Source organism: Paenibacillus sp. N3.4 (genome assembly GCF_008017805.1).
Taxonomy (GTDB): Bacteria; Bacillota; Bacilli; order Paenibacillales; family NBRC-103111; genus Paenibacillus_E.
Genome location: NZ_VRTT01000205.1, coordinates 1 through 1,227 on the forward strand (window position 1 = coordinate 1; position 1,227 = coordinate 1,227).

Below are 1,227 nucleotides of genomic sequence, written 5' to 3' on the forward strand. Positions count from 1 at the left end.
AACGTCGTCAAGTCTTTCGCGCTGCTTGCTGTTACTGTTACCGTTACGGTGTAACTCTTTGTCTTCCCATCCTCCGCAATGACGGTGTACGTCACCGGCGAAGTAAAGTCGTTCGCCGTCGTTCCACTCACTTGCGCGGTCGTGCCTACCTTTACTATCGATCCTGCGGAACTCGTAAATGTTGCAACCAGCGACGTTACGGATGTTCCATGAGGCACCGTTAAGGCAATATCCGTGCCACCAATCGTACCTATTACCGCTGGCGACAACCCCTCAAAGCTGAATGCCATCAAGTCCTTAGCGCTGCTCGCTGTTACTGTCACTGTTACGGTGTAACTCTTCGTCGTCCCATCCTGCGCGGTAACGATGTACGTCACCGACGAAGTGAAGTCGTTCACCGTCGTTCCGCTCACTTGTGCGGTCGAGCCTACTTTCACCGTTGATCCCGAAGAACTTGTGTAAGTCGCAACTAGCGACGTTACGGATGTTCCATGAGGCACCGTCAAGGCGATATCCGCACCACTGATCGTTCCCACTACCGCTGGCGACAACCCTTCAAAGCTGAACGCAGTTAAGTCTTTCGCGCTGCTAGCTAACACTGTTACCGTTACAGTGTAATTCTTCGTCGTCCCATCCTCCGCGGTGACGGTGTACGTCACCGGCGAAGTAAAGTCGTTCACCGTCGTTCCGCTCACTTGTGCGGTCATGCCTACCTTCACCGTTGATACCGCGGAACTTGTGTACGTCGCAACCAGTGATGTTACCGATGTTCCATGAGGCACCGTTAATGCGATATTCGTGCCATTAATCGTTCCTACCACGGCTGGCTGTAAGCCTTCGAAGCTGAACGCAGACAAATCCTTCGCGCTGCTCGCCGCTATTGTTACGGTTACGATGTAACTCTTCGTCGTCCCATCCTGCGCAGTGACGGTATATGTCACCGGCGAAGTGAAGTCGTTCACCGTCGTTCCGCTCACTTGCGTGGTGGTGCCTACCTTCACCGTCGATCCTGCGGAACTCGTGAATGTCGCAACTAGCGACGTTACCGATGTTCCATGAGGCACGGTTAATGCTATATTTGTGCCACTTATCGTTCCTACCACGGCTGGGGATAATCCTTCGAAGCTGAACGTCGTCAAGTCTTTCGCGCTGCTTGCTGTTACTGTTACCGTTACGGTGTAACTCTTTGTCTTCCCATCCTCCGCAATGACGGTGTACGTCACCGGC

Annotated in this window: 1 protein-coding gene; it reads right to left on the reverse strand. The window is 53.2% G+C overall.

What is annotated here, in order from left to right; genetic code table 11:
* A partial coding sequence (locus FU659_RS36205) for a DUF5018 domain-containing protein (RefSeq protein WP_222708728.1) occupies positions 1 to 1,227 on the reverse strand: 1,227 nt, incomplete at both ends.